Here is a 22,632-nt window from a genome sequence, read left to right as displayed (position 1 = left end):
CCCTGCTAGACCACCAAAGAAATCCACAACATACCAAATCAGCAACTCGGGTTAAAAAAAGGTCACGGATTCAGGTACTTTGTTTGTTCTCGTATTATGATGTATCCTCATCGGCAGGATTTGACAGAATGCCCATTTTGGTTTATTATATGAACACATATTCATGTTATCATATATAGTATAGATAACAAGGAGGCTGCCGAAATGGATGAAACCTCGAAAACCGACAACACTATCCATTGTAAGGAATTAGACGACGAAACGCTGTTTATCGTTTCCCAGACCTTCAAAGCGTTATCCGATTCCACCCGGATCCGCATTTTATATTTAATCTCGCAAAAGGAATGTTCAGTGAATGAAATTGCGGAAGAGCTGTCCCTCCTGCAGTCCACTGTATCCCATCAGCTTCGTTTTCTTAAAAATTTGCGGCTGGTCAAGTTCCGCAGAGCAGGAACCACTTTGTTCTACTCAATAGACGATCAGCACGTTATCGATTTGCTGAATGAGGCCATCGATCACGCATGCCATGATTAGCTGTGCCAATAGAAAACCGACAACGTTCCTGCATTGATTCCTATACCGTCTGGAGGGATGTCCTATGAAAACCTATAAAGTCGGCGGACTTTCCTGTGCGCATTGCACCAGCAAATTAGAGGCCCGGATTCAGAAATTGGAGCATGGAGAAACGGCCGCCCTCTCCTACAGCAGCGGCCGGCTTCTGGTCGATGAGCAGATACCTTACGGGCAAATCCAGAAAATATTGAAGGAAGAAGGAGCTTATATCGAACACGAAGATGGCGAGGAGAAATCCTTGCACCGCTCCGGCGATTCTACCGGCGCCCATTCGGCTCATGAGCATACCGATTCCTCATCCGCCCGGGTATCTTGGTGGAACAGCAAGACCGAGCTTGGTTTATCGGCGGTTCTTTATGTATTGGCGCTTGTTCTGGAAAGCTATCTGCCCTTATACCTTATCATTGCCTTATTCATTGTCTCCGCGCTGCTCAGCGGTCGGACTACCTTTATTAAAGGGGCTAAACGCCTGTTCCGGCTTGAATTTACGATCGATACGCTAATGACGATCGCTTTGGTCGGAGCAGCCGCTATCGGCGAATGGAAGGAAGCCGCCCTTGTCGCCATTCTCTTCGGTCTGAATGAACATCTGGAAGGATTGGGCATGGAGAAGGCCAGACGGTCTATGGATGCCCTTCTCAAGACGGCTCCCCGTGAGGCGATCTTGATTAAAGGTACAGCAGAGCAGGTCGTGCCCGTAACCTCCCTTCAAGCAGGCGATCTGGTTCTGGTGCGGCCGGGGGATCAGATTCCTTCCGACGGCGTAATTGTTGAGGGAGTCAGTTCCGTTAACGAAGCGGCGATTACCGGAGAATCTCTTCCCGTTGACAAGGGACCGGATCAGGCAGTCTTCGGAGGAAGCCTTAATAATGAAGGTGTCCTGAAGATACGGATCGAGAAGCGTTACGAGGATTCCTCCCTGGCCCAAATTCTGCATCTGGTCCGGGAAGCCCAGGAAACGAAAACGCCCACGGAGCTGTTTATTAATCGCTTTGCCAAATACTATACGCCGCTCATCCTGGTCGTCTCCGCTCTCGTCATTCTGATTCCGCCGATCTTCTTCGGTGGGAATTGGGTCGATTGGCTATACCAAGGCTTGGCCGTTCTCATCGTCGGCTGCCCTTGTGCCCTGATTCTGTCCTCCCCGGTCGCCATATTGTCCGGAATTACGAGAAATGCCCGGCATGGGATTCTGATCAAGGGCGGGGCGCATCTTGAGCAATTGGGCAAGATCGACACGATCGCCTTCGATAAGACCGGGACGCTCACGACGGGCAGGCCTTATGTGGAACAGATGATTGCCTATGATCAGGAACGCTTTCTGAAAGCCGCCGCCGCTATGGAGAAATCGTCTTCGCATCCGCTGGCCCTGGCCATTCTTAGGGAAGCGGAACGGAACGGAATTTTGCCGGCGGATGCCGAACAATCGGAGACCATTCCGGGACAAGGCATCACCGCCATAGTGGAGGGAGAGCGCTACTGGATCGGCAATGAGAAGAGCCTTGCTCACTTAAGCCTGCAAGCATCGGTGCAGGAAGACATTGAGAAGCTGAAGGCCGATGGCCACACAATCGTCATCGTTTCCGATGAGGCCCGGGTGCTCGGCATGTTCGGGATTTCTGACGAGATCCGGCCCGAGAGCTCTGCCGTCATCTCCGCCCTGCATCGACTGGGTATCCGCCGGACCGTTATGCTGACCGGAGACCATCCGAAGTCGGCCGCCAAAGTGGCAAGAGTGACGGGAATCTCCGACACTTACAGCGGCCTGATGCCCGGCGAGAAGGTCGACCTTGTGCGCAAGCTGTCTGCCGAAGGTGCTGTCGCCATGGTGGGCGATGGAATTAATGACGCGCCGGCCCTGGCGACCGCCCGGCTTGGCATCGCCATGGGCAAAGGGACCGCCAGCGCGATCGAAACGGCCGACGTGGTGCTGATGCAGAACCACCTGGGCAAGCTGCCCGAGGCCATCTCGCTGGCCCGCCGCGTTAACCGCATCATCCGCTGGAATATCGGCCTGTCCCTCGGGCTTAAGCTGATCGCGCTGATTCTCGCCGTGCCCGGTTTGCTGACCTTATGGATAGCCATATTATCCGATATGGGAGCAACCATCCTCGTCACCTTAATCAGCCTCTCGATTCTCATTGAATCCAAGAAAGTGACCCATCCGTAGATTTTTCTGCGGCGGGTCTTTTTTTTCGCTTGAACCATCCTTCTCGGAAGACGGTTGTTTCGCTGCGTCTATTTTTCTATAGTTATATATAAGACACATACTTCTCCGCCTGATTCATTATTCCTTGGCCGGGTAATAAGCTCTGACTTGGCTTGCCATATTCGAAGAAAGGAGGGGCACCCATCAAACGTTCCGTCTCTTTTCTATACCACCTGTATACCCGTTTCCAAGAGGATGAAGTGCCTGCTTTGGGAGCCCAGATGACCTATTATTTAATCCTGTCATTCTTCCCGTTCCTGATCTTCCTTGCCTCCTTGATCGGCTTCCTGCCGGTCACCCCGGAAGAGATGATCGAGTCGGCCGCCATCCTTCTTCCGCAGTTATCTACCCAAACCATCCTTACATACATGCACCAGCTTAAGCTGGAAAGCAGCGGAGCCCTGATGTCCATCGGAATGATCGCCGCTGTCTGGTCCGCTTCCAAAGGAACGATGGCTATCATGAAGGGACTGAACAAAGCTTATGGCGAGAAGGAGACCCGCCCTTATTGGAAGGTCCGGGGAATTTCCATCCTCTTCACCTTATTGATCACGTTCATCATCCTCTTCTGTCTCATCGTCCTTATCTTCGGGAAAGTGGTCAGCGAACACCTGCTTGCTCTGCTGCCGCTGCCTGAAGTCGCCAACGCCGTATGGAATGGGGCGAAGTATGCCATTCCGCTTGGAATCATGACCACGATTTTTATGATCCTATACCGGTTAAGCCCGAATCGGACGACGACTTGGAGAGAAACGGTGCCGGGAGCTTTGTTTACTACCGCCAGTTGGGTGGCCGTTTCGCTCCTGTTCTCTTTCTACGTCAATCATTTTTCCTCTTATTCGAAAACATACGGAAGCATAGGAGGAATGATTGTTTTTCTGATTTGGCTCTATATAAGCAGTACGATTATCGTGATTGGCGGCGAAATTAATGCGGCTCTCACTTTCCTGCGGGAAGGCAAAATCGATCCTCCCGACAAGCTCTTCTTCCTGCCCTTCCCCTGGAAAAGGAAAAAGAAGGATAAACCAAATGATCCACCCATTCGTTTGAACTAACGGATTCCCCGGCCGCATTCGCCCGGATCCGCACTGGCTCGGAACGATAGATGCACATAGAAAGCTTACGGAACAATCCGCCTCAAGGCGATCCCCATAAGCCTATTCCCGGGCCCGCCACCAGTCTCCCGGACCGAAATCTGCCTTTCCTTACGTATGTTATAGGGAACTTACTGCAGTATTTCGGCAAGGAGCATAACACCATGGTAAAAATACATATTCGATCCGCCAAGCAGCCGGCGCCGACCCAAGGCAAGAAATCGGCTCAAGGCAAGAAACGCAAGCGGAAGGTATCCCGGCCCAGGTGGGGTCTGCGCCTGTTCCTGGCCGCGTTGATGCTGTTCATCGCGTTATCGGTTACGGCTGCCGTAGGAATTGCCCAAGTAGATGTTTCTTCTTTGGAAAACCCGCTGCCCCGCCCGTCATTCATCTATGACCGCTATGGGGAGAAGGCCTCGCAATTGTCCTCTTCCAGAATCATCCCTGTCTCTTTGGATCAAATTCCCGTTCATCTGCGAAATGCCATAGTAGCGGTGGAGGACAAGAGGTTCTATGAACACCCGGGAATCGATGTGCTGTCGATTGGCCGGGCGCTTATCCGGGACCTGCAATCCCAAAGCTGGGCAGAAGGCGGCAGCACCATAACCCAACAATTGGCCAAAAACATGTTTCTCTCCTCGGACAAGTCCCTTTCCAGGAAGCTGAGAGAAGCCGCCTATGCATTAAAAATAGATATGATCTATGATAAAAACGATATTTTGGAGCTTTATTTGAATAATGTTTATTTCGGGGAAGGCTCTTGGGGCGTACAATCGGCATCCAAGCGCTACTTCGGCAAGGATGTCGGAGAGCTGTCATTGGAAGAAGCGGCACTGTTGGCCGGGCTGCCCAAAGCCCCAACCCACTACTCCCCCTTGAAAGACCGGGAGAAGGCGCTGGAGCGAAGAAACACCGTTCTTGCTTTGATGAGAGAACAGCAATATATCTCTGAAGAAGAATATCAGATGGCCGTCTCCGCGCCAATCGTGCTATCCGTCGCACAGGAAGAAGGGCTGCAGGGGAAATACCCCTCTTACCGTGACTATGTTATCCAGGAAGCTGTTTCATTATATGGATTTACGGAAGAGCAGATTTTGACCGGCGGCTTGCAAATCTATACCGAGCTGGACCCGGCTGCACAGAATGCGGCGGAGGAGGTCTATATGGACGACCGCTTCTTCCCCGCCGGCAAGGAAGATCAGCAGATTCAGAGCGGTGTCGTCCTCCTGGACCATTCCAGCGGAGGAGTACGGGCATTAGTGGGTAACCGGGGCGAAGGAGTATTCCGAGGCTTCAATCGGGCCACCCAGTTAAAGAGACAGCCGGGCTCCGCCTTCAAGCCGATTGTCGTTTACGGTCCGGCTCTGGAGCGGGGATATAATCCCTATTCCCGGCTGTACGACGGTGAGCTGAATATCAACGGGTACCAACCGCGAAATTGGGACCACCGATATCGGGGACAGGTAACCCTGGCCGAAGCGGTGACTAATTCATGGAATATTCCGGCGGTCTGGCTGCTGAATGAAATCGGCATCGATGCCGGAATGGATTATGCCCGTTCGTTGGGCATCCCTCTGTCCGATGACGACCGCCATCTCAGCATAGCGCTCGGCGGATTGTCCGAAGGGGTGTCCCCGCTGCAGATGGCTCAAGCTTTCGGTGCCTTCGCCAATCAGGGGATGATGAACGAGGCCCATGCGATCACTAAAATTACGACCCAGGATGGGTATGTCCTGGTAGAGGCCCATGCTGAGCCCAAACGAATAACGTCGCCGGAGCACGCCTACACGATGACCCGCCTGTTGGAAAATGTCGTCCGCTACGGCACCGGAACCAAGGCCCGGTTGGATCGTCCGACCGCCGGCAAAACGGGAACCACCCAGCTCCCGGATACCGAGGAATTCGCCGGTATTACCGGACCGGTTTCGAAAGACGCCTGGTTCGTCGGGTATACACCGGAGCTGACAGCGGCCGTCTGGCTGGGTTATGACAAAACCGATCGCAACCACTATCTGGAGTCATCCGGCTCGGAAGCCGCCGCTTCCTTGTTCCGGGAGATCATGTCCCGGGCATTGCAGGGAGTTCCGGTCCGGCCTTTCGAGGTCCCCGCTTCTTACCGTGATCATTGGAACTTGTGGACAGGCCAGGAACTGTTCCCCAACTGGAACAAGGATAAGGATAAGGATAGAGAAAAGGAGAAAAAAGAGGAAAAGAACAAGCCGAACCCGTCGAAAAACAAAAATAGCGACAAAGGAAAAGAAAACAGGAAAAAAGAAAAGGACTAATTAACTAAAAACCGCGCGCGACTCCCAGCGCGGTTGCACAAGTAGAAAACCATTACTTGTGGTGGATCCTCCACGGTCTAACTGTATTTTATGCAGGTAAATTTAAGCGAATGGCGGAAAATGATTAAAGTAAATGGAAAAACTACATTTAGAATCAAGGCTTTTTGCTGAAATAGCCTTTTTTGCACAAACTAGCTGTAGTTTTTCCACTTAGTTTCCATCATTCGCTTCGGAAGGCACAAACTAACTGTATGAAATCCAGTTAGACGCGCCATTCTGCGAGTAGACTGCTTGACACGGCAACAGCAGAAAATATAAATAGGCGGATTTTCCATTTAGTTTCCGCCTTTCGCTTCAGAGGGTACAAACTAACTGTATGAAATCCAGTTAGACGCGCCATTCTGCGAGAGACTGCTTGTACGACACCAGCACATGGCCCATGCAGCGACTGCTCGATTGATCATACTCTCCCGGAAAACAACCGCATCTAACTACGGATGAACCTCCGACTTGGGTGCCGTCTCCTTAAAGTGTAAGCCGATAGGTCCCCGTTACCGGCAGATGATCGGAGACGACGCGGCTGATTCTCTCGGCACCGATGAGCGTTATCTGCGCGGAAGAGAACACGTAATCAATCCGCTTGGTAAGCCGATAGCCGGACGGGTCCTCTCCGGACAGATCCTTCTCCAGCAAGGTAGGCTCGTCTTGGAGGCCGAACGGTTCAAAAGCATCCTGAAACACTTCTTTCAATTTCAGAATTTCCGGGCTGGATGGCTCGGCATTAAAATCTCCCGTCAACAAGACCGGCTCGGGACTTTGGCCATATTTCCGGATAATCCAGTCTACCTGGGCTTTGCGTTCCTGTTCACCTAGCCCCAGATGGGTATTTAAGAACAAGACGGGCCGGCCTTCCACATCCAGAATGGTCTCCAGCAGCCCTCTCGGCTCATTATGGTGTCCTTCGCTTGTCTCCCCGGGAAGCGGGTAATTATGCTGCCGAACGATAGGAAACCGGCTTAAGATCAAGGTGCCGTACTCCCGGTCCGGTTCGTCTGCCGATGAAGATTCCAGCCTAAGATTGGGGCCATAGGCATAATTCATGTTCAAAGCTTCAGCCAGAAGCCGGCCTTGATCTTCATACCCGCTTCGTTCGGAGAAATGCTTGTCTACTTCCTGCATTCCCACCACATCGGCCCCGCTATCGCGGATGACCTCCGCTATGCGCCCCAAGTCCAGCCGGCCGTCCAGCAGCCCTTCCCCATGATAAATATTGAAAGACATCACTTTGATGACTGCGAAATTGTGAACCCCGCCCATACTGCCACCTCTCCATACTTATAATCTTGCTCGAAATTGAAAATACTTCTTTACTGTCAACAACATACCATATCTGTTGCTTGAAGCGAATTCATTTTATACAAAAAAGACCACAAAAAAACCTGAGATCCGTACATCCCAGGTTTTATTATTACGGCCGGTTTGTCGATTTGGCCTTATCCGATTTAACCGAGTAATCTTTATGAATGTGATATAATCCACGGTAATTTTGCTTTAGATGGCGAATCACTTCTTCTCTCTTCCTAAGCTCGGTCTCATTGGCCGGTTTGACGGGCCGCAGCAATTCCATAACCAACATTTCTTCACCTCATCACGAGAATTCACAACAAAATCATTGTATTCATCAATATCTGATTTATGACCGGCTTTTTGGCAGCCGGTACAAAATAGGCGAAGGGCATAAGAGGCATCCTAGTTACATACTGGAAGGTAAAGGGTAATAACCGTTGACTATCTTTTTTTAGGAAGGGGTTCGATATCTTGCTTGGAAACTCCATTCTCTTGACCATCATTATTATCAACATCGTGTACGTATCCTTGTTCACCGTTCGGATTATACTAGTCATGAAATCGAGAAGGCTGCTCGCTTCATTAATCAGCATGCTGGAAGTCTTTATTTATCTGATGGGCTTAAATATTGTCTTAAATAATATCGATCAGCCGCTAAATCTGATTGCCTACTGCGTCGGCTGGGGAAGCGGCGTCTGGCTTGGCATCCGAATTGAGGAGTGGCTGGCGCTCGGTTATTCCACCGTGCAAATTGTAGTCAACTCTGCTGAAACCAGCCTGCCTGCCCGGTTGAGGGATAAAGGGTACGGGGTAACCAGTTGGACCGCTGAAGGAAGGGATGGCCCGCGCCTGGTTATGCAGGTATTGGCCAAACGCAGCAACGAGAAGAAGCTGCTGCAGTATATTCAGGAGTTTGCTCCCAAAGCATTCGTCATTTCTTACGAGCCCCGTTTCTTTCGCGGCGGATTTTGGACCAAGAGGCTCCATGAACGGGAATAATGTCACTCATTTTTTCCATTTTTCTGTTTCAAAAGGGTAAAAAATGGGTAATTGGCTTAGTCGGTAAAAACTAAATAGATGGGGTGGTTACGAAGAATGATTCGATTTGAAGGAGTAAACAAGACGTATGAGGACGGATTTGTCGCCATTAAAAACCTCAATTTGGAATTCAGTGAAGGCGGCATCAACGTGCTGATCGGCCCTAGCGGATGCGGGAAAACGACGACCATGAAGCTGATCAACCGGCTAATCCATCCGAGCAAAGGAAAGGTCTATGTTCACGGCAAGGATATTTCCAAGATCGATCCGGTAGAGCTGCGCCGAAGCATCGGTTATGTCATTCAGAATATAGGGTTGTTTCCTCATATGACCATTGCCCGGAATGTGGCTGTCGTTCCCCGCCTGCTCAAATGGGATAAAGAACGTATCGACCGCCGGGTGGATGAGCTGTTAACCATGGTTAACCTCGATCCGGACACTTACCGGAACCGATACCCGTCCGAATTGAGCGGAGGACAACAGCAGCGGATCGGAGTTATACGCGCATTGGCTGCCGAGCCCAGCATCATTCTGATGGATGAACCCTTCAGCGCTCTGGACCCGATCAGCCGGGAACAGCTTCAGGATGAATTGATCCGGCTGCAGCAGGAATTGAAGAAAACGATCGTTTTCGTTACCCATGATATGGATGAAGCCATCAAAATCGCCGACAACATTGTGCTGATGAAGGACGGAGAAATAGTGCAGCAGGGAAGCCCGGAGCAGATTTTGCGGCATCCGGCTAACGATTTTGTCAAGAGCTTCGTTGGGAAAAAGCGCCTTCAGAACGGCGGCGAGCATCCTGAAGAGCTTCCTACGGTGGATGAAGTCATGGCAGAGCAGCCCGTGACCGCTTTCCCGTCCCGCGGATTGGCGGAAGCGATCAAAATTATGGAAAGAAGACGGGTCGACTCCCTCATTGTAGTAGACAAAAACAACAAACTTCTCGGCCACGCCTCCATCTTTCAGGTTCTGGACAGGTTCAGAGAAGAGAATATGACATTGGCCGACGTCATGAAGCCGTTCGAGCACGTTGTCCCGACCGGTACTTCCCTGGCTGTTGCTCTTAATCTGATGAACGAACATCATCTGCCCTACGTTCCGGTCGTTCGTGACGGCCATCAATTCGCCGGCTTGATAACGAAAGGAAGCATCGTTCGGCACATCGCCGACGTGTATACTCCGACTGACGGACAGGAGGGCGCTACGGGATGAACCAAACGATTTGGGAATTTCTAATGGATCGTCTCCCCGATATTGGGAAAGCGTTTCAGGAACATTTAATGATCGCTTCCGCCGCTATGCTGTTTGGCTGCCTTGTCGCTATTCCCGTAGGGGTGTGGCTGTCCGCCAACCGGGTTCAATGGATTAACTCGGTTATTTTCACTATTGCTAATGTCCTTCAAACGATCCCCAGCCTGGCTCTTCTCGCTCTACTCATTCCATTGTTCGGCATCGGTACCCAACCAGCCATCATCGCCCTGTTTCTATATTCGCTTATGCCTCTAATGAGAAACACCTATTCGGGATTTCAGGCTGTCGATCGGAACCTGCTGGAGGCCGCTCGCGGAATGGGCTACAGTGCGGGACAGAGATTGCTGCGAATCCAGCTGCCTCTCTCCTTCCCTTATATCATGACGGGAATCCGGATCACGGCCGTCTATATTATTAATTGGACCACTCTGGCCGCTCTGATTGGCGCCGGCGGGCTCGGTCAACTTATTCTGTCGGGTTTGGCCGTCAACAAGAAGGAATTGATCTTTACCGGTGCGGTTATTGCCGTGCTGCTGGCCCTGCTGATTGACTTTCTGTTCGGGTTGCTGGAGAAGTCAGTGTCAAGTCGCATGAAGGTTCAAGCTTCGACGGATCCAAGCTGAGAAGGTCAAACTTTCTCTTAGAACCAAGACCAATAAGGCGGGACCGTAAACCATTACAGACGGGGGTATTCTATGAAAGTTTATATAACTAAGGCAGTCGGAATCCTGCTGCTGGCCGCCGTCATGGCGGGAATGACCGGCTGTGGAAGTAAAAACCAATTGATCATCGGCGCGCAAACCTATACCGAGACGAAAATTATTGCTGCCATGTACCAAATCCTGATTGAGGAGCAAACGGACTTGAAGGTTAGAACGATGCCGGACTTGGCTTCCAGCCCGGTAATCATTAACGCCATGAAGAAGAATGACATTCAAATGGCTACGCTATATTCCGGGGAAATCTTTAACAATCACTTTCCCGTTGAGGAAAGCAAGGGCCGGGAGGATGTGCTGCGGCAAGCCCAGGAGGGGTTTGACAAATATTTTAATTTCAAATGGTTCGATCCTTATGGCTTTGAGAACACTTATGCCTTCACCGTTCGTCAAGCGGAAGCCGAGAACAATCATTTGCAGCAAATTTCCGATCTTAAAGATCTGGCCTCCACAATGCGGCTGGGCGTCGATACTTCCTGGCTGGAGCGGAATGACGACGGTTATAAGGCCTTCTCGGAAACATACGGGCTCCAATTCGGGGAGCTGTTCCCTATGGAGATCGGGCTTGTATACGAGGCCGTTGCTAATGACGAGGTCGATATTGTGCTGGCCTACTCTACCGATCCCCGGTTGAAAGAATTTAATTTGACTACGTTAAAAGATGATAAACAATTCTTCCCTCCTTACGATGCTTCTCCTGTGATCCGAAAAGAAGTTCTTGAACAGCATCCGGAATTGAATGATATCATCGGGCAGCTCGTCGGCAAGATCGATGAGGATACGATGACCTCATTGAATTACGAAGTGGATATTAATAAACGCAGTGAGAAAGCGGTCGCCCGCGAATTTCTAAATAAATTGGGCTTGCTCAAGTAACCTCATTTAAGAAGTCTAGGGGGAATGTTTATGGATAGATTTATGGAGTATATAAGCGAAAACTGGATGGATTTATTATATTTGACTTATGACCATATCATGATGGTGGTTCTTGGGGTTCTCTTTGCACTGATCGTAGGCATTCCTCTCGGAATCGTCTGTTCCCTGGACCGCAAGCTGGCTGCCGTCATTCTCACCATTGCCAACGTCATCCAGGTCATTCCCAGTCTTGCGCTGCTCGTCATGCTGATGATTTTGTTAGGATTAGGTTCACAGACCGTCATCGTAGGACTGTTCCTCTATTCCCTGCTTCCGATCATCCGCAATACTTATGTCGGATTGAACGAAATTAACTCCAGTGTGACCGAAGCCGGCCGCGGTGTAGGAATGAGTCCCTTGCAAATTCTAATCAAAGTCCAGCTTCCATTGTCTCTTCCGTTTATTATGACCGGAATTCGGGTCGCGGCCGTCATCGCCATCGGTGTCGCGGCAGTGGCTCCTTTCGTCGGCGGAGACGGACTTGGCCGTGAAATTTATTCCGGCATTAATTACCGCAATGATCTGCGTATATACGGCGGCGCTATCCCGGCGGCTTTGCTGGCTATTGCTGCCGATATTGTTCTCGGCAAACTGCAGAAGAGACTTAAATTCGACAAGTAATATGCCAAGGAGGTCTTCTTGAAACCGGTCCTCCCAAACCGGCATAATAGATTCAGGTTGATTATGCCTCTAATGCTGCAGAGAACTTGGAGCCGTCCGGTTAACGACCGGGCGGTTCTTTGATTAGCGGCAAAAGATGGCTATATACTCACTTTTGAGGCTAGTGTTATGATAGAAAAGAGAATATGTCCTCTGCATTAGGGCAAAAAAGGAGTCGGAAAGCAACGTGAAAAGGAGATGGCATCCATGAGCCGGGCCAAGCTGTTTCTTAGAGCATCAAGATTTCAAGTGATCCCTGTCATGATTCTGCCGGTTATGATTGGCAGCATCGGAGCTTATGCCTGGAATCATGTATTTGATTGGAAATGGTTCGCCGTCACTCTGTTGGGGGCGGTTGCCTTGCACTTATTCTCCAATATGATAAATGATTTGTGGGATTACCGCAGCGGCGCCGATATTGCGGCACATGCGGAGCCCGGAACGATCTCTACCCATTCCGGCATGCTGACGGGCGGCAAGCTGTCGGAATCCAATTTCGCAAGAATGACTTGGGCACTGTTCGGCATCAGTTTACTATGCGGCATTCTGCTGATCTATTTTCGGGGAAGCATGGTTCTGGTGTATGGCGGGATCGGGGCGCTGCTTGCTTACTTCTATGTTGCTCCTCCCATCCGCTACGGATACAGAGGTAAGGGCTTGAGCGAAATTTCGATTTTCGTCAGCTTCGGCATCCTTCCCGTTCTGGGCAGCCATTACGTTCAAGCGCTGCAATTCGATGCCCGCGCCTTACTGGCCTCCTTCCCTATCGGAGGGTTGACGACGTTAATCCTGTTCAATCATCATTTCTTGCATTGGCAAGCCGATAGATTGGCCGGCAAGAACACCCTTGTAGTGGTGCTTGGAGAGAACGGCGCGCAGAAAGTGTCGCTGGCTATCTTTGGCGCAAGCTACGGTTTTCTGCTGCTTGCAGTCGCCCTCGGCGCCCTGCCCGTCTATTCACTGGTCGCCTTGATCACAGCGAACCGGCTGCTCAAGGTCTACAAGCAGCTTCAAGGGAGCAATCCTCCAGCCGCCTATGCTCCGCTTATGAAAGCCTCGCTATCAGCAAGTGTGAACACCGGGCTTATCATAAGCGCTTCATTGTGGCTGCAAGGCTTTTTGCAGTAATGTTCGACATTATTCTATAATACTTGGTAATACTTGACGTTAATCGCGGTCTTTCGCCAATTGTAAATAACCTCACAAACTATCAAAAAAAGACCCCTACCAAAATTCGGGGTCGCCAACAGACACATAATCGGCGCCGCTGTTGAGAGCGGTCTCGATTTCGTCTTTATAACGGATCAATCCTCCGACAATGAGCGGGCGGTTGATCCTTCTTTTCATTTCGTTGATCACCCGGGGCATCAGGCCGGGCATAAGCTCGACCTTATCCGGCTTGCTGGTCGCAATCATTTTGATCGCGGTTTCAAAAGCACCCGAATCTATCGCGAACACCCTCTGAATCGTCTTCAAGCCGGCATATTTAGCGGCGGAGATAGCATTGCTCTTGGTCGATACAATCCCGTCCGCCCGGAAAACCTCAGCCAAATATTGAACCGCCGAAGCATCCCGCCCGATTCCGTCCACCATTTCGATATGCACGTATACTTCCTTATTGGTCGAGTGCAGTTGGAAAATGATTTCCTTCAGACTCATAATATCACCGGACATCAGAATGACCTTCTTGACCCGGCTGTTCTTCACTTCATCCAGCTGCTCTTTCTTCGTCATGGCAGCAATAATAGAATTGTGATCCATATCTCCAACCTGCCTTTTTCTATAGAATAACGGCCAAAGCACTAATAATCCTAGTTTACCATAATTTTCGCCATTTAAGGTCACGGTTTGCTTCCGGCAATTCACAAATCGTATACTATTAAAGTGCATAAATATTTCCAGCGTAAAATTTTTTTGAGAGATTTGTATAAGGAAGTGCGCCTTGACAGGACGTGCGAAGTTCCGGTTTCTTGTATGCCCACAGGGTACAAAGCCAACATCGGCACCCGATATATAGATTTGGCCTGCTTGGCTGCACAAACATTCCAATACCGAAGCGGAGGCAAAGCATGCTTGAGGTACGACAGTTATCCCATACTTTCCAGAATGGTACCGAACAAACCCCCGTGTTGAAAGAGATCAATTTCCGCGTTGACAAAGGAGAAATGATTTCGCTTCTGGGCAGCTCGGGCTCGGGGAAATCAACGTTGTTAAATCTTATGGCGGGACTGATGAAGCCTACCGAAGGCTCGATCCTTATTTCCGGCCAACCGATAGAGAAGATGAATGAAAACCAGCTGGCCGAGTTTCGCAGAACCCATATCGGATTTATCTTTCAGTCTTATGAGCTAATCCCTCATTTCACCGTAAGGGAAAATGTAGAGCTTCCGTTAGTTTTCCATGGCGTTAAACCGTCTGTAAGGAAGGAAAAATCGTTGAAGCTTCTTAGCCAGGTCGGCTTGGCCGACAAAACAGAGCTGTTCCCTTCCCAATTATCCGGAGGGCAGCAGCAGCGAGTGAGCATTGCCCGATCGCTTATTACGGAGCCGGCCATCGTCTTCGCGGATGAACCAACCGGAAATCTGGATTCCAAAACCGAACAAGAAATTATCGATCTTCTGATCGATCTGAATGTTAACTCCGGAATCACTTTCGTCATCGTTACTCACGAACAGGAAGTGGCTATGCAAACAGGGAGAATCATTCATTTGAAAGATGGCGAGTTGACCGAAGATACTCGCGGCAGAGCAATAACCGGCCCTGCTATTCCCGCGGTCTCCGGGAATGAAGCATTTATGAACGAGGAACAAGGGACGTGACATAATCGAATGTATAAATAAAGGACAGGGATATTCATTATGAGATGGACCGACTATTTAAGATTGGGCTGGGATCAGCTAAGACGCCGTTTGGTCGTCACATTGCTGTGCGTGATCGGCATTGCCATCGGCTCTTCCTCGATTATCGTTGCGCTTGCGTTCGGGGAATCAGTGACTCAGTTCAGCGAGCAGCGAATCGGCTTTTACTTGAAAACCGACGAGATTCAAATTTATCCGGGACAAGATTCAAGCGACTCCGCCGAAAATAAGGATTCCCGCTCCACCTCAGGCGCTTACGACATCTCCAAGCAGAAAATTGAGATTATCCGGTCGCTGCCTAATGTGATCAGCATCGCGCCTTTCAACAGGCTTCAATACTTCAACTTCACCGCTGATTCCACGAAGAAAGGTTCTGCCGAGCTGATAGCGACCGATTTGACCGCCATGAAGGACTTTGGCTTCGAGCTGCAGCAGGGGGCCTATCAGGATCTGAATAACGCCATTATCTTGAGTTATGGGGCCACCGTCAATTTATACGACGAACGGACCGCGGCCATTCGCAGAACGCAGTCTCAGCGCATTTCCTCTTCTCGTGAGGAGGAGCCGTTGATCCCCTACCCTCTGTATCAAAAAACTATTCTGCTGGAATTTGCCGACGTACAGACGGATGGTACCCTGCAAACCGTATCCTTCCCTGTTCGGGTAATCGGAATTCTCAAGAGGCCGGAGGGAATGCCGGATTCCATGGTCCGCTATGATCGGACGGCTTATATATCGCTTGAGCTTGGAGAGAGAATCCAGGAAGCCATGCAAAAGAGCAGGTCCGCATACCGTTTCGTAGAGAAAAGCATCAAAGCTAAGGTCGATTCGGTCGAACATGTGCGCCAGACGGAAGAATGGATCCGCAAGCTGAAGCTGAACACGCAATCCAATCTGCAGCAGCAGGAGTCCATGCAGCAGGAATTTGTCATCGTCCGTCTGGTCTTCGGAGGAATCGGACTGTTCATTCTATTCGTGGCGTCCATCTCCATTATCGTGGCCATGACGATGTCCACCTATCAGCGCCGAAGGCAGATCGGCATTATGAAGGTACTGGGGTCGAACTTGAGACAAATTCGAAATATGTTTATCGTCGAATCCACTCTGCTCGGCCTGCTGGGAGGAATCGCCGGAATCGTGTTATCGTACTGGGTCATTTGGTTGATCAATATTGTCGTTCAGAAGTTTTCCGAAGGAAGCTCTAGTGAAGAGCTGCTGTTCATCAGCTTCTGGATTCTGCCGGTCGGCCTGTTCTTCGCCGTACTGACAGGGGTGTTATCCGGCATCTTCCCTGCCATCAAGGCCTCCCGAACGGACGCTCTTACGGCCATCAAACGGGAATGAGAAACGCAGAGCTCCTGCTTTGGAATAGTGTCAAGACCATTATCAATGCTTCATCATGTCTAGGAGGTTAAGGTTGATGCGCAAGAAAAAAAGATGGATTCCGGTGCTGCTCATTGCCGGAGTGCTCGGGATTACCACCTTTCTCTATATACAGAGCCGCCCTGTCAACAATATGGAAGCTTCCGCACCGCAGTCCTACAGTCAGGCCCTTGAATTTGAGGCCAAGCAGGAAGCGCTTGTGCAGACAATCGAAGTCAAGGGGAAATCGTCTTACATCCGCGAGACGGCCGTCTACGCCCCTTTCGCCGGGACGATTCAATCTTGGGCGGTGAAGGAAGGCGAGCAAATCAGCGAGGGAGCTCTTCTGTTCGAGATGGAAACGGACGACCTGCGTAAGCAGTTGGCGGTCAAACAGGCCAATGTGGATAAAATGCAAACCGAGCAAAAAATTCAGCAGGCCGTTCAATCCCTTGCTCCCGATTCATCAAGGACTACTGCCGCTTCCGTTGGGGAACAAGAAGCTTTCGCACGCTATACGGATAAAGAAACAGACAAGCTGCAGCAGAAGCTCGATTCAATCAACCTTGCCATGCTGCAGAATGAAATCAAGGAGACCCAGGAGCTGATCTCGGAAGCCCGATATTTGGCCAAAGCCGACGGGATATTTCTGTTCGATGAGAAGAAAGAGCCCAAGAGGGTGGGCGAACAGGAGCTGCTCGGCAAAATCGTCGATTTAACACAGTTAAAAATGGTCGCTACCGTGGGAGAGTACGAAGTTTTCCAGATTAAAGAGGGGCTGCCTGTTGACGTTCGAATCGATGCGCTTCCCAATGACAAGCTCAAAGGGAAGGTTACCGAAGTATCCAAATTTGCCAAAAGCGGAAACGACGGAGTATCGAAGTTCGAAGTAACGGTCGAGCTTGAGCCTCATGACCGGCTGATTGCCGGTCTCGGTCTGACGGGGACGATCATCGTCGACCAGAAGGATAATGCTCTGGTCGTTCCGACGATTACGGTCCAGAGAGACGGAGATGATTATTTCGTCTATGTCCTTAACGGGACGGAGCCGGAGAAGAGAATCGTCCAAATCGGCATCGAAACAGCCGAGCAAACGGAAATTATTGAAGGATTGCAAGAAGGTGACAAGGTCGTGCTCCAATAAGGATCACGACCTTGTCGTCGTTCATTCGGTTCCCGGACGTCCGTCCAACGTATGAAAATGCTCGAATCTGACAAGCACGCGGTTCGGGCAACAACACGCTGTTGGCACAGCACCAGCACCTTAAAGACAGTCAAAAGTGCATGTCTATCCGCACCAAATTCCGAAAATCAACCGAATTGAAAAATTTACCTGCACTTATGTTGATCTTTTGCCGATTCTCGTCTTAGCCTTCCAAAAGACCTGCATTATTGCTGTAGAATTGCAGGCCTTTTGCTTTTTAACAGCGCAGCCTTGCTCCACCGGCCAATTTTAGTGAATGCTCTACGCTCAATGTGTCCCCTCCCTGCGTGCTGTGACACAGGGACAACAGACAACACTGTAGCCCATCGCTTCCTTATCCCGCTCCCATTCCCGATGACCTCTCCTGACGGGATGGCAGGCAGAACGTATGTATTGCCTCTACAACACCGTCCCCGTAGCTATCCAGACATACATAATCCGCCTTTTCCTTTAATAACGGATGACTGTTAGCTACAGCGACGCCGACTCCCGCGGTCTCGATCATGTCCAGATCGTTGAGCTGGTTGCCGATAGCCATAACCTGAGACGGTTTCAGGTGAAGTCTGTTCATCAGCTTCTTAAGAGCTTGGCCTTTGCTCTGGTTTTCCGGGATGATCTCCAGAAAGTCGATTTCAGACTGGAAGACAGAATACTGATTTCCAAGCTTTCGTAAATAAGCATCCCATATCGGCTGTATTTTCTGGAAATCGCCGATCCACAACACCTTTTGCAATGTGGCCGACTTCCATTCCTCCGTCGTAAAATCAATCAGGCGGCAGGATATGCCTTCTTTATGCTCAAATCTATCCACATCCTCGGTTCTTCGGAATACGGAAATCTGATTCTCTTCGAACAGCAGTACCGAGATTCCTTCCCGGTCCGCCTCTTCCATCGCCGGAATCAAATCATCTAGCTTCATAGGCACCATTTCCAACGTCCGCTCGCGGTCGGCGATCACCGATCCGTTACAGAGAATAAAAGGCAGATCGATATCCAACGCCTCGACCACCGTCCGTACCGTCAGGCCGGGCCTTCCGGTAGCGAACGTAAACATCCCTCCTGCCTCCGTGAAGCGGCGGACCGCCATGCGGACCTTCTCGGTTAATTGGTGATCGGCGGACAGCAAAGTCCCGTCCAAATCACTGACTATCAATTTGATTTCACCCATGTCCATTCTCTCCCTTGTTCTTTATCTATTGCGGCAGCCAGTTCCTGGGGAAACAAATAGTACAGGTGTATGACCCCAATGCGATTACTCATTTTGCTCTCTGCCCAAACCACGGAAGGCTTATCATCATGCCAACCCGAATTTCGGCATAAAAAACCGCAAGCAACAGCGGTTCCCTATCCCAATCAAGGAAACTGGCGTGCCTGCGGGTTTTCTCATCATCTCCACCCACATAAATGGATTATCCTGCTTTATTAATTCCCTTGCCCTTCTGAAATGCAGCCCGGCCTTTGCCCGACTTGCCGCTGCCGGAAATATGACCTGAATCTACGGCCAGTACGGTTTCCAAGCGTGTCAATTCGTCCAATGCATCCACCAGCTTATCCGCACTGAGAAGCTGCAGCGTCAACCGAATCTTGATGATGTTCTCATCCTCGCTAAACATAAGCCCCTGCTCATGCTCCATATGGATATTCTTGATCTGAATGGAATGATTGCCTAAGAGGGTCGCTATATTTCCAAGGCTTCCCGGCCGGTCAACAATTCTCAGGGTGATTTCCTGAGTCCGACGATGCCACATCATATGCTTCTCCCACTTGTTCAGGAGAAACAGACTGATCAGTACGAGACCGGTGACCAGTATGGCAGCATAATAAAAGCCGGCCCCTACGGACAATCCGATCGCGGCCACTACCCAGATGGACGCCGCTGTCGTTAACCCCGACACGGTAGGGCCTGTGCGCAGGATAGCTCCTGCTCCCAAGAAACCGATCCCGCTGATGACCTGCGCAGCCAGCCGCGCCGGGTCGGTACGAACGTTAGCCTCGTAAACAAATGCGGAGAATCCGTAAATGGACAGCAGCATAATCGAGGCCGACCCGACACATACCAGGATATGTGTGCGAAAACCTGCCGCGTGGTTGTTCCACTCTCTCTCCAATCCGATAAGCCCCCCCAGAAGAAGAGCGAGAATGATTCTTATCGTTAAATCAAAATTGCTGATCTGCCAGAGTTCTGGATTGATACTCATAAGCTTGCTCCTTCCCGTCAATAAACAATATGCCAAAAAGACGATGAGCCGACCACCAGAAACCACACCTATCCCAAGGCATTAATGGTTTCCGGGGTTCTCTCATCGTCTCTACCCAAACGGAATCACAGTATATCTATTATGCTTGCACTCTTGGCAAAATGTCAATGGTTTTTCGAGCATATAACCGCTCGATGTCCACAAATAGTTTAATAAACAAAAAAAGGCCGCCATTTATTGTGATAAAAGGCAGCCCCTTAATACTAAATACCTCCAGTCGTTGAACCACTTACCGGAACATCTATTACTTTTCCGATCCCTTCAATAATAATATTTAAGCTTAGGGTCCCATTTGCTGTCGACTTATATGTTGTAGCAGAAGTTTTTATTGAAGTAACATTTTATAGTGCTACAAGATGTCAAGACAGTTTTTTTAAATAGTTTAAGGTGTGAAATAATGCACAATTACCTATTTCTGTGCCCTAGGAGGGCAGGCTCTTGGTAGAGCCAAGATGGAAAGTATGTTTGATAATTCCTTTGGTGTTGTTGTCCACAGGTGGAGGACATAGCCCAAGCGAAGGCGCGGGAGAATGTCCTATATCATTCACATGTGGATAGAAGTTCAACGTCCCGGTTATACACTGCAGCAGGCGTATGATTTTGCAAAGACTGATGAGGTAAGTAGTGATTGTGCAGGTGAATGTAGCGTTCTACACCTCTCCTGGTCTCCCGAGGACTTGTATAGTCGTTGATGTAGACCTCGTTGTACTTCAGGCTGCGCCAGAAGCGCTCAATGACTATGTTATCCGTAGCCCTGCCTTTGCCATCCATGCTGATACGAACATCGTTCTCTTTCAATAAATCGATATACTTCGGACTCGTAAAGTGGCTGCCTTGGTCGCTGTTGACAATCCCAGGCTTACGTCGTGTGAATGCACGTCTCATGGTCTCAAGCACGAAACCGATCTCCAAGCTTTGATCCAGTTGCCAATCTACGATGTAGCGAGAATACCAATCCATGACGGCGTACAGGTACATCCAGCCGTATTTCATGCGAATATATGTAATATCCACACTCCAGACCTGATCGGGCTCTGTAATCTTCAGTTTCCGAAGCAGGTACGGATAGACTCTGTGTTGTAGATCCCGCTTACTCAGATTTGGCCCGGGATGAATAGCCATAAGGCCCATTTCGCGCATGTAGCGCCTTACTGTGTTTTCGTGAATACCATCTCCTTCCCGATTCATAATTGCAGCAATCCTCCGGTAGCCCAGGAACGAATGCTCTGTGTAAATCTCGTCAATCCGGTGTTTGAGGCGAATTTCCTCCGGGGAGGGAGGAACCGGCTTATAGTAAAGACTGGAGCGGTTCAGACTTAATAGATCGGCCTGAACAAAGAGCGAATGCTCGGGGCAATCCCATTCCAGAAGATCTATGCGTTCTTCGCGGGAAAGATTAGAGGCCAGATTTTTTTTTAAGCCACGACAATTGACTGGTCAGCTTTCCAATCTCGGCGTAGAGGTCGTTGATCGTTTTTTCATACTCGTTTTTCATTTTCGTGATGCCTTTGCGATCATCGACAAACAATTGCGATAGATTCTGGACAGCTTCTGATTTCCACCGATTGAGGACATTTGCATGAATACCATGCTCGGATGAGAGCTGCGAGACCGACTTTTCTTCCTTTAAAATTTCCAGTACGATTTGCGCTTTCTCCTCCGGTGTAAACTTTCTTCTACTGGTTGCCATACAACTAAGAAACTCCTTTTTTGCTGTCTAGATTCTATGTAGCATTATATTTCCTTGTTACCAAGAAACCCCAAGAGTAAAACCATGCAACTGGGTGTTAGCCGACAAAGAAGTAATTTCTCGGTCTTGTGGATATTTTCCAACATCATAAGTGATCGTAGCATATAATTTAACCCAGTAGGTGTAAAAATCCCCTATTGTATAGTCGTGTGTTACAACGTTGCTCCCAGCAATAGAGAAATCGGCCTGGGTATCATACGGATTTGCTGTACCTAATTGTTCACTAATCTGATTCTTAGAAGATAATACTAGTGCAGCTAATTCATCAACATTATTTACCTTAATGCCTTCAAAACCATCCGGGTAGTCTTCAGGATCAATAGTTCTAATTGTAATATCAGCAGAAGCTAGCAATTCGTCAATACTATTGAAAGAACCCTTATAATTGTCAATTACAGATTGTGGTAAAAGGTCTTTTACATCAACTACATTATTTTTGTTGTCTCTGATGCCAGGGCCGAAGAAGCAAAGGAAAGAAATGCAATTAAACCTACCATTAAACATCGCAAAATTACTGAAGGCTTAATCATTTAATGAAATCCTTTCTTCTGATTATTATGATGGCTGCGCAACCATTCATCGTTACAAATATTACCATATATAGACTTTAGTTTACATGGGTCTTAAGTGCGTAATTTGGAAAAATAGGGTATTTTTTAGGAATGTTAATGATATTATTAATATATCAAATAAATTTAGAAAGCAACTGCTGGTTGTGATGAACTACTATACAAACCATCGCTTGTTTAAGTGTTTTTCAATATATCAACAACTAGTTATATATTCGCATAAATCAATTATGCAGAATGGCTTTATAATATGGAGGTGTTTTAAAGCGTGAATCGGATGTTTAGATTTTTATCAATTCTTCTCGTCTTATTACCAGTACTTTTCATGCTACGGTTTCCTAACAAAACTTTTTTAGTCTCTAAATTTTATGACTACTTTAATTTAAGGATTGAAGGCAAAACAGTATTTATATTGCCTATCATAATCTTTGTTTGTTTTGTTATTGGAATCTTTTTACTTATAACTCAACTTTCGCAGAGCGAAAATCGGCATAATTGCATGATGTGACTGAACTAACGGTGAATGTAATACTGAGGTTG

Annotated in this window: 20 protein-coding genes; 13 read left to right on the top strand and 7 right to left on the bottom strand. The window is 49.1% G+C overall.

Features of this window, described 5'->3' with window-relative positions:
- The first annotated feature begins 204 nt into the window (after nucleotides 1–204).
- The 4 genes from FS806_RS22575 to FS806_RS22560 all read left to right on the top strand — a co-directional run bounded on the left by FS806_RS22575 (nucleotide 205) and on the right by FS806_RS22560 (nucleotide 6,161).
- Nucleotides 205–534, top strand: a complete 330-nt coding sequence (locus FS806_RS22575) for an ArsR/SmtB family transcription factor (RefSeq protein WP_144941212.1) — start codon at nucleotides 205–207, stop codon at nucleotides 532–534.
- A gap of 64 nt (nucleotides 535–598) precedes the next feature.
- Nucleotides 599–2,743 (top strand): heavy metal translocating P-type ATPase, encoded by a 2,145-nt coding sequence (locus FS806_RS22570; RefSeq protein WP_144941210.1) that lies wholly within the window; start codon nucleotides 599–601, stop codon nucleotides 2,741–2,743.
- A 152-nt stretch (nucleotides 2,744–2,895) separates the two neighbouring features.
- A complete protein-coding gene (locus tag FS806_RS22565; protein ID WP_260982223.1) occupies nucleotides 2,896–3,837 on the top strand; it encodes a YihY/virulence factor BrkB family protein in 942 nt (313 codons plus the stop codon).
- A 203-nt stretch (nucleotides 3,838–4,040) separates the two neighbouring features.
- Complete coding sequence (locus FS806_RS22560; protein ID WP_144941208.1) at nucleotides 4,041–6,161, top strand: transglycosylase domain-containing protein; 2,121 nt, start codon at nucleotides 4,041–4,043, stop codon at nucleotides 6,159–6,161.
- Nucleotides 6,162–6,686: 525 nt separating this feature from the next.
- Here FS806_RS22560 and FS806_RS22555 read toward each other — a convergent pair.
- Nucleotides 6,687–7,478, bottom strand: a complete 792-nt coding sequence (locus FS806_RS22555; RefSeq protein ID WP_144941206.1) for an endonuclease/exonuclease/phosphatase family protein — start codon at nucleotides 7,476–7,478, stop codon at nucleotides 6,687–6,689.
- Nucleotides 7,479–7,629: 151 nt separating this feature from the next.
- A complete protein-coding gene (locus tag FS806_RS25940; protein WP_186328491.1) occupies nucleotides 7,630–7,797 on the bottom strand; it encodes a hypothetical protein in 168 nt (55 codons plus the stop codon).
- Between the two features lie 197 nt (nucleotides 7,798–7,994).
- Between FS806_RS25940 and FS806_RS22550 the strand changes: the two genes are divergently transcribed.
- The 6 genes from FS806_RS22550 (at nucleotide 7,995) to FS806_RS22525 (ending at nucleotide 13,219) form a co-directional block, all read left to right on the top strand.
- Nucleotides 7,995–8,507 carry a DUF2179 domain-containing protein gene (locus tag FS806_RS22550; RefSeq protein ID WP_397348093.1) on the top strand — a complete coding sequence of 171 codons (513 nt, stop codon included), beginning with the start codon at nucleotides 7,995–7,997 and terminating at the stop codon, nucleotides 8,505–8,507.
- A gap of 96 nt (nucleotides 8,508–8,603) precedes the next feature.
- Nucleotides 8,604–9,761: an ABC transporter ATP-binding protein gene (locus tag FS806_RS22545; RefSeq protein ID WP_144941202.1), complete on the top strand. Its 1,158-nt coding sequence runs from the start codon at nucleotides 8,604–8,606 to the stop codon at nucleotides 9,759–9,761.
- Nucleotides 9,758–10,423 (top strand): ABC transporter permease, encoded by a 666-nt coding sequence (locus FS806_RS22540; protein WP_144941200.1) that lies wholly within the window; start codon nucleotides 9,758–9,760, stop codon nucleotides 10,421–10,423. The genes FS806_RS22545 and FS806_RS22540 overlap by 4 nt, the downstream gene beginning before the upstream one ends.
- Before the next feature lie 72 nt (nucleotides 10,424–10,495).
- Nucleotides 10,496–11,392 (top strand): glycine betaine ABC transporter substrate-binding protein, encoded by an 897-nt coding sequence (locus tag FS806_RS22535; RefSeq protein ID WP_144941198.1) that lies wholly within the window; start codon nucleotides 10,496–10,498, stop codon nucleotides 11,390–11,392.
- Between the two features lie 30 nt (nucleotides 11,393–11,422).
- Nucleotides 11,423–12,052, top strand: a complete 630-nt coding sequence (locus tag FS806_RS22530) for an ABC transporter permease (protein ID WP_144941196.1) — start codon at nucleotides 11,423–11,425, stop codon at nucleotides 12,050–12,052.
- A 246-nt stretch (nucleotides 12,053–12,298) separates the two neighbouring features.
- Nucleotides 12,299–13,219: a prenyltransferase gene (locus FS806_RS22525; RefSeq protein ID WP_144941195.1), complete on the top strand. Its 921-nt coding sequence runs from the start codon at nucleotides 12,299–12,301 to the stop codon at nucleotides 13,217–13,219.
- Between the two features lie 96 nt (nucleotides 13,220–13,315).
- Here the strand turns inward: FS806_RS22525 and FS806_RS22520 are convergent, their stop codons facing one another.
- Nucleotides 13,316–13,852 carry a glycerol-3-phosphate responsive antiterminator gene (locus tag FS806_RS22520; protein ID WP_144941193.1) on the bottom strand — a complete coding sequence of 179 codons (537 nt, stop codon included), beginning with the start codon at nucleotides 13,850–13,852 and terminating at the stop codon, nucleotides 13,316–13,318.
- Between the two features lie 308 nt (nucleotides 13,853–14,160).
- On the opposite strand from FS806_RS22520, the gene FS806_RS22515 reads away from it, so the two are divergent.
- The 3 genes from FS806_RS22515 to FS806_RS22505 all read left to right on the top strand — a co-directional run bounded on the left by FS806_RS22515 (nucleotide 14,161) and on the right by FS806_RS22505 (nucleotide 17,455).
- Nucleotides 14,161–14,910 carry an ABC transporter ATP-binding protein gene (locus tag FS806_RS22515; protein ID WP_144941191.1) on the top strand — a complete coding sequence of 250 codons (750 nt, stop codon included), beginning with the start codon at nucleotides 14,161–14,163 and terminating at the stop codon, nucleotides 14,908–14,910.
- A 39-nt stretch (nucleotides 14,911–14,949) separates the two neighbouring features.
- Nucleotides 14,950–16,293 carry an ABC transporter permease gene (locus FS806_RS22510; protein ID WP_144941189.1) on the top strand — a complete coding sequence of 448 codons (1,344 nt, stop codon included), beginning with the start codon at nucleotides 14,950–14,952 and terminating at the stop codon, nucleotides 16,291–16,293.
- A 76-nt stretch (nucleotides 16,294–16,369) separates the two neighbouring features.
- Nucleotides 16,370–17,455 (top strand): efflux RND transporter periplasmic adaptor subunit, encoded by a 1,086-nt coding sequence (locus tag FS806_RS22505; RefSeq protein ID WP_186328490.1) that lies wholly within the window; start codon nucleotides 16,370–16,372, stop codon nucleotides 17,453–17,455.
- Nucleotides 17,456–17,849: 394 nt separating this feature from the next.
- Here FS806_RS22505 and FS806_RS22500 read toward each other — a convergent pair whose 3' ends face one another.
- The 4 genes from FS806_RS22500 to FS806_RS22485 form a co-directional block, all read right to left on the bottom strand.
- Nucleotides 17,850–18,683, bottom strand: a complete 834-nt coding sequence (locus tag FS806_RS22500) for an HAD family hydrolase (RefSeq protein WP_144941185.1) — start codon at nucleotides 18,681–18,683, stop codon at nucleotides 17,850–17,852.
- A gap of 241 nt (nucleotides 18,684–18,924) precedes the next feature.
- Nucleotides 18,925–19,713, bottom strand: a complete 789-nt coding sequence (locus FS806_RS22495) for an MgtC/SapB family protein (protein WP_144941183.1) — start codon at nucleotides 19,711–19,713, stop codon at nucleotides 18,925–18,927.
- Between the two features lie 600 nt (nucleotides 19,714–20,313).
- Nucleotides 20,314–21,463 (bottom strand): IS3 family transposase gene (locus FS806_RS22490; RefSeq protein ID WP_144941181.1). Its coding sequence is split into 2 segments (ribosomal slippage): nucleotides 20,314–21,190 and nucleotides 21,189–21,463, totalling 1,152 coding nucleotides; the frame shifts between segments, so codons are not numbered across the junction.
- Nucleotides 21,464–21,520: 57 nt separating this feature from the next.
- Nucleotides 21,521–22,027, bottom strand: a complete 507-nt coding sequence (locus tag FS806_RS22485) for a hypothetical protein (protein ID WP_144941179.1) — start codon at nucleotides 22,025–22,027, stop codon at nucleotides 21,521–21,523.
- Between the last annotated feature and the right edge of the window lie 605 nt (nucleotides 22,028–22,632).

Origin of the sequence: Paenibacillus sp. 32O-W, from assembly GCF_007679495.1 — a bacterium.
GTDB classification, from domain to species: Bacteria; Bacillota; Bacilli; order Paenibacillales; family NBRC-103111; genus Paenibacillus_L; species Paenibacillus_L residui.
The sequence above is the reverse complement of the archived record's forward strand: the minus strand, read 5'-3'. Positions and strand labels throughout refer to the sequence as shown.